Here is a 6,000-nt window from a genome sequence, read left to right as displayed (position 1 = left end):
TCGGGCTTTCCTCCGGGCGCTTCCCTTCGGTCTTGCGTTTCCGACTCTATCAGATCTTTCCGATCCGATTTCCTCGGTGCTTTCCAGGTTCTCGCTCTCGCGTTTCCCTTTCCGGCGGATCCGACTTTATCAGAAGTTCCGGGCCGGTTTGACCAGCCGTTCATTTCCGATTCATCGGGGGGCTTCCTCGGATTCGGTGACCCGGGAAGTAGATAGGTTCTCAACTGTTGCACTGTGGGGGTGACCCCCACCTCCAGGCAACTGTTCGAATCTACCTCCCCGCCAGCGCCGTGTCAACGGCTCCTGCGGGGCGAAGAGGAGACTAGCAGCTCATCGGGCGTGTGCGCACATCACGCGGCCGTCGGCACGGTCGCGCTCCGTTCGGCGGCCTCGACGTCGCCCGTGTCGCCGGCGCGCACCGCGCGGCCGCCCAGGACGTAGACGTAGGCGAGGAAGGCCAGTTCAGCGACCACGCCGATGGTGATGCGGGCCCATGTGGGCAAGCCGGACGGCGTGACGAAGCCTTCGATGGCGCCGGAGACGAACAGGACCAGGGCGAGGCCGATCGCCATGCCGATGGCGGCTCTGCCCTCTTCGGCGAGAGCGGTGCGTCGGGTGCGCGGGCCCGGGTCGATGAGGGTCCAGCCGAGTCGCATGCCTGTGCCCGCGGCCACGAAGACGGCGGTCAGTTCGAGCAGCCCGTGCGGGAGGACTAGGCCGAGGAAGGTGTCGAGACGGCCGGCCGACGACATGAGGCCGAAGCCGACACCGAGGTTGAGCATGTTCTGGAAGAGGATCCAGATGACCGGGAGTCCCAGGAAGACGCCGAGGATCAGGCACAGGGCAGCGGCCCAGGCGTTGTTCGTCCAGACCTGGGCGGCGAAGGACGCCGCGGGGTGGGTGGAGTAGTACGTCTCGTACTGGCCGCCGGGGCGGGTGAGCTCGCGCAGTTCCGCGGGGGCGGCGATGGTCGACTGCACCTCGGGGTGGGTGCCTATCCACCAGCCGAGGAGAGCCGCGACGGCGGTGGACAGGAGTGCGGTGGGTACCCACCAGTGGCGTGCTCTGTAGACGGCGGCGGGGAACCCACGGGTGAGGAAGTGGGTGACGTCGCGCCAGGTGGCGCGCCTGGTGCCTGTCACCGCACTACGCGCGCGTGCCACCAGTTGGCTGAGCCGTCCGGTCAGCTGCGGGTCGGGGGCGCTGGACTGGATCAGGGAGAGATGGGTGGCGGTGCGCTGGTAGAGGGCGACGAGTTCGTCGGTCTCGGTGCCGGTCAGGCGACGCCTGCGGAGCAGGGCATCGAGGCGGTCCCACTCCGCGCGGTGGGCGGAGACGAAGACGTCGAGGTCCATCGGTGCCTGCTCCTCGGCTGTCGTCGGCGGCTCGTCGTGGATCAGCTTGTCGTACTACTGCGGCGCGGTGCGTCCTCAGCTTGGCAGACTGGCGGTGTCGGGGGCAGGCCAGGGGAAGGCGGCAGGCGTGAGTGAGCTGGTGACGGGCGAGGCGGTGGCGCTGGAACTGCGTCCGGCGAGGCTGCCGAGCAGGGCGCTGGCCGTGTTGCTCGATCTTGCGGTGGCCGTGGCCGTCTATGTGGCGGTCACGATCGGGCTGGTGGCTTCCACGTCCTCGTTGGACGAGGCGGCGCAGACCGCGCTGTCCATCGCGGCGTTCGTGCTCCTGCTGGTGGGTCTGCCGATCGCGGTCGAGACGCTGAGCCACGGGCGGTCGCTCGGGAAGATGGCATGCGGGCTGCGCGTGGTGCGGGACGACGGCGGGCCGATCCGGTTCCGGCATGCGCTGGTGCGGGGTCTCATCGGGGTGATCGAGATTTTGATGACGTTCGGTGTGGTGGCCTGTGTCGCCTCGCTGGTGTCGGCACGTGGGCGGCGGCTCGGTGATGTGTTCGCGGGGACCCTGGTGGTGCGGGAGCGGGTGCCGGTCGCGCCGGCGGGCTTCCTGCCGCCGCCTCCGCCCTGGCTGGCGGGCCGGTTCTCGGGCGTGGATCTGTCGGCGGTTCCGGATGACCTGTGGCTCGCCGTGCGCCAGTACCTGACGCGGATGGGGCAGTTGGATCCCCAGGTCGGCTGGGCCATGGCGGAGCGGCTGGCCGGTGACGTCGCGGCTCGTACGGGGGCTCCGGCGCCGCAGGGTGTGCCGCCGGCTGCGTATCTGGCCGCGGTGCTGCAAGAACGGCAGGCCCGGGAGGCCCGGCGGGCCTTCGGGGGCGGCGCGGTACCGGGCGCTTCCGCGCCGGCGCCGTCGTCCACACCGTCGGCGGCTCACCCGGCGGCGCCCGCCGTGGCGCCCCGGCAGGGCGGTGGCCCCGGCCCGAATGCGCCGGCGGTGCCGCAGGACGTGCCGTCGAGCGGTGGCTCGTCCACCGGTTTCGCGCCACCGGCCTAGCGGCCGCGTCACCGGCAGGCCCCGGTGCTGCTCAGGGGAAGACGGACGGCGGTGTCTCCAGGTCCTCCAGTTCGATGCCGGGGGCGGCGAGCACCACGTCGCCGGAGATGTGCACGGTGTGCTGCTCGCCCGTGTCCAGGGCCGTGACCTGGTATTCGTCCACGGTGAGGGGGCCGTTGTCAGTGGCGTGTGCTTCTGTGTTCAGCAGGGCCCAGGACTGGTCCACGGTACGGGGGGCGAGGACCGGGTCCGTGAAGGCGACGAGGCGTACGCGGGTGGCCGATCCGGAGGGGGTGAGGCGCAGGAGACGGGCGGTGGCGACGAGGAATGCCGGAGAAGTGCCGGTGAAGGCGTGGGCGCGCACATTGCCTTCCGTGGCGTGGATCCCGGTGGGGTCGGTACGGACCCAGGTGACGCCGTCGATGGCGGCGCCGCGCACCTGCCAGTTCGCAGCATGGAGTTCGAGGCGGATGGGGCGGCCGAGTTCGTCGAGGGCGAGGTCGACGGAGCCGTGGTGGTCCCCGGCCGGAGTGATCAGCTGGGAGACGTAGCGCCAGCCGGAGGGGCCGGTGGCGCACTGGAAGTGTTCTTCCGCGAGGGGGGTGTGATCGTGCGGATCGTGGAGCGAATAACGGCCGCGGGGCATGGTGGTCCTGGTCCTGACGGGTGATCCGGCCGCTGGTCCGCCAACGGGGCAGGCCCCCGGCACGGGGGTGCGGGGGCCTGACTCGGAGAACCTGCCGCCGCGGAGCGCGTCAGTGCACGGACGCGCTCGCGGCGAGCCGCGGAGCGGTGCGGGCTCAGTAGCGGTAGTGGTCCGGCTTGTACGGGCCCTCGACCTTGACGCCGATGTAGTCGGCCTGCTCGGGGCGGAGCGTGGTCAGCTTGACGCCGAGCGCGTCGAGGTGGAGGCGGGCGACCTTCTCGTCGAGGTGCTTGGGCAGCACGTAGACGTCGGTCGGGTACGCGTCGGGCTTGGTGAACAGCTCGATCTGGGCCAGCGTCTGGTCCGCGAAGGAGTTGGACATCACGAACGACGGGTGGCCGGTGGCGTTGCCCAGGTTCAGCAGGCGGCCCTCGGACAGGACGATGATCACCTTGCCGTCGGGGAAGGTCCAGGTGTGGACCTGGGGCTTGACCTCGTCCTTGACGATGCCGGGGATCTTGGCGAGGCCGGCCATGTCGATCTCGTTGTCGAAGTGGCCGATGTTGCCGACGATGGCCTGGTGCTTCATCTTGGCCATGTCCGAGGCCATGATGATGTCCTTGTTGCCGGTCGTGGTGACGAAGATGTCGGCCTTGTCGATGACCTCGTCGAGGGTCGTGACCTGGTAGCCGTCCATCGCGGCCTGGAGCGCGCAGATCGGGTCGATCTCGGTGATGATCACGCGGGCGCCCTGTCCGCGCAGGGACTCGGCGCAGCCCTTGCCGACGTCGCCGTAGCCGCAGACGACGGCGGTCTTGCCGCCGATCAGGGTGTCGGTGGCGCGGTTGATGCCGTCGATGAGGGAGTGGCGGCAGCCGTACTTGTTGTCGAACTTCGACTTGGTGACGGCGTCGTTGACGTTGATCGCCGGGAACAGGAGGGTGCCCTCGCGGTGCATCTCGTACAGGCGGTGGACGCCGGTCGTGGTCTCCTCGGTCACGCCGCGGATCTCCGACGACAGCTGGGTCCACTTCTGGGGGTTCTCGCCCAGGGTGCGGGTCAGCAGTTCGAGGATGACGCGGTGCTCGTCCGACTCGGCGGTGTCGGGCGAGGGGACCTTGCCGTCCTTCTCGTACTCGACGCCCTTGTGGACGAGGAGGGTGGCGTCACCGCCGTCGTCCAGGATCATGTTCGGGCCGCCGGTGGGGCTGTCCGGCCAGGTCAGGGCCTGCTCGGTGCACCACCAGTACTCCTCCAGGGTCTCGCCCTTCCAGGCGAAGACCGGGACGCCCTGCGGGTTGTCGGGCGTGCCGTTCGGGCCGACGGCGATGGCGGCCGCGGCGTGGTCCTGGGTGGAGAAGATGTTGCAGGAGGCCCAGCGGACCTCGGCGCCGAGCGCGACCAGGGTCTCGATGAGTACGGCGGTCTGCACGGTCATGTGCAGGGAGCCGGTGACGCGGGCGCCGGCGAGGGGCTGGGCCTCGGCGTACTCCTTGCGGATCGCCATGAGGCCGGGCATCTCGTGCTCGGCGAGGGTGATCTCCTTGCGGCCGAACTCGGCCAGGGAAAGGTCGGCGACCTTGAAGTCCTGGCGGTTTTCGACAGTCGTCATTACGAGCTGCTCCTCGGGTTGGGTCGAGGTGGGTACGGCTGACCTGCGCGGCGGCGGACACAGGGGTGCCCAGAAGAGGACACAGGCATGCCCGCGTGCGCGCAGCGCAGTCCGTCGGAGGCCCTCTCTCCCTCGGTCGGCCCGCGGTGGGCCGCCCGACCGCCATCAGCAGCGACGTCTGGCTCCGTCCCAAGCTACACCGGCGGCGCCCGCCGTCCCCAGTCCGCCTCCGAACACATCAGGCCGATCACGAAGCGTGATCGGAGTGGCTGTCGAACGCTCACGGGGCCCGCCGAAAGGTTCGGCGGGCCCCGTGAGCAGAGGGTCTACGGGTGTCAGTGACCGGTGGGATGGGTGCTCGGGCCGCCGGGAGTGGCCTCCGGGTCCGCGCCCCTGGCCGCCTCGGACTCGCTGTAGATGTCCGGTTCGAGGTAGATGACGCGGGCGATCGGCACGGCCTCGCGGATGCGGGCCTCGGCGGCGTCGATGGCGGTGGCGATCTCGGTGGCGGTGCCCTCGTGGCGGACGGCGATCTTCGCGGCGACGAGGAGTTCCTCGGGGCCGATGTGGAGGGTGCGCATGTGGATGACGCCGGTGACGGTTTCACCGGCGACGATCGCGGTCTGGATCTTCTGGACCTCGTCGGCGCCCGCGGACTCGCCGAGCAGCAGGGACTTGGTCTCTGCTGCCAGGACGAGGGCGATCAGGATGAGCAGGACGCCGATGCACAGGGTTCCGATGCCGTCCCAGACGCCGTCGCCGGTGAGCAGGGCCACGCCGACACCGCCGAGGGCGAGGATCAGGCCGACGAGCGCGCCGAGGTCCTCGAGGAGGACGACCGGCAGTTCGGGCGCCTTGGCGTGGCGGACGAACTCCTTCCACGACCTCCGGCCGCGCAGGACGTTGGATTCCTTGATGGCGGTCCGGAAGGAGAAGGTCTCGGCGATGATCGCGAAGACCAGGACGCCCACCGGCCAGTACCAGTGCTCCAGTTCGTGCGGGTGCTTGATCTTCTCGTAGCCCTCGTAGAGGGCGAACATGCCGCCGACCGAGAAGAGCACGATGGAGACGAGGAAGGCGTAGATGTAGCGCTCGCGGCCGTAGCCGAACGGGTGCTGCGGGGTGGCCGCGCGCTGGGCGCGCTTGCCGCCCACGAGCAGCAGGGCCTGGTTGCCGGAGTCCGCGAGCGAGTGCACGGACTCGGCGAGCATCGACGACGAACCACTGAAGAGGAACGCCACGAATTTCGATACAGCGATCGCGAGGTTGGCGGCCAGTGCCGCCACGATCGCCTTGGTGCCGCCTGACGCGCTCATGTGTCGCGTTGTCCCTTCGC

At 69.8% G+C, this 6,000-nt stretch carries 5 protein-coding genes; 1 reads left to right on the top strand and 4 read right to left on the bottom strand.

From position 1 onward, the window contains the following. Positions 1 to 350 precede the first annotated feature (350 nt). Complete coding sequence (locus tag IE260_RS29825) at positions 351 to 1,355, bottom strand: stage II sporulation protein M (RefSeq protein ID WP_189877446.1); 1,005 nt, start codon at positions 1,353 to 1,355, stop codon at positions 351 to 353. A 127-nt stretch (positions 1,356 to 1,482) separates the two neighbouring features. Between IE260_RS29825 and IE260_RS29820 the strand changes: the two genes are divergently transcribed. Beyond that, a complete protein-coding gene (locus tag IE260_RS29820) occupies positions 1,483 to 2,406 on the top strand; it encodes an RDD family protein (RefSeq protein ID WP_189877444.1) in 924 nt (307 codons plus the stop codon). A 31-nt stretch (positions 2,407 to 2,437) separates the two neighbouring features. Here IE260_RS29820 and IE260_RS29815 read toward each other — a convergent pair whose 3' ends face one another. The 3 genes from IE260_RS29815 to IE260_RS29805 all read right to left on the bottom strand — a co-directional run bounded on the left by IE260_RS29815 (position 2,438) and on the right by IE260_RS29805 (position 5,980). Next, positions 2,438 to 3,052, bottom strand: a complete 615-nt coding sequence (locus IE260_RS29815; protein ID WP_189877441.1) for a hypothetical protein — start codon at positions 3,050 to 3,052, stop codon at positions 2,438 to 2,440. Positions 3,053 to 3,206: 154 nt separating this feature from the next. Further along, entirely contained in the window at positions 3,207 to 4,664 is a 1,458-nt protein-coding gene (gene ahcY, locus IE260_RS29810) for an adenosylhomocysteinase (RefSeq protein WP_189877439.1), read from the bottom strand. 335 nt (positions 4,665 to 4,999) lie between these two features. Beyond that, positions 5,000 to 5,980: a cation diffusion facilitator family transporter gene (locus IE260_RS29805; protein WP_189877437.1), complete on the bottom strand. Its 981-nt coding sequence runs from the start codon at positions 5,978 to 5,980 to the stop codon at positions 5,000 to 5,002. Positions 5,981 to 6,000: the final 20 nt, after the last annotated feature.

It is taken from the genome of Streptomyces viridiviolaceus, from assembly GCF_014650995.1.
GTDB lineage: Bacteria > Actinomycetota > Actinomycetes > Streptomycetales > Streptomycetaceae > Streptomyces > Streptomyces viridiviolaceus.
This window is presented reverse-complemented; position numbering and strand designations above follow the sequence as displayed.

Coding starts and splice junctions, on each gene's coding strand:
- ahcY (WP_189877439.1), bottom strand. CDS start 4,664: ATGACGACTGTCGAAAACCGCCAGGACTTCAAGGTCGCCGACCTTTCC.
- IE260_RS29815 (WP_189877441.1), bottom strand. CDS start 3,052: ATGCCCCGCGGCCGTTATTCGCTCCACGATCCGCACGATCACACCCCC.
- IE260_RS29825 (WP_189877446.1), bottom strand. CDS start 1,355: ATGGACCTCGACGTCTTCGTCTCCGCCCACCGCGCGGAGTGGGACCGC.
- IE260_RS29805 (WP_189877437.1), bottom strand. CDS start 5,980: ATGAGCGCGTCAGGCGGCACCAAGGCGATCGTGGCGGCACTGGCCGCC.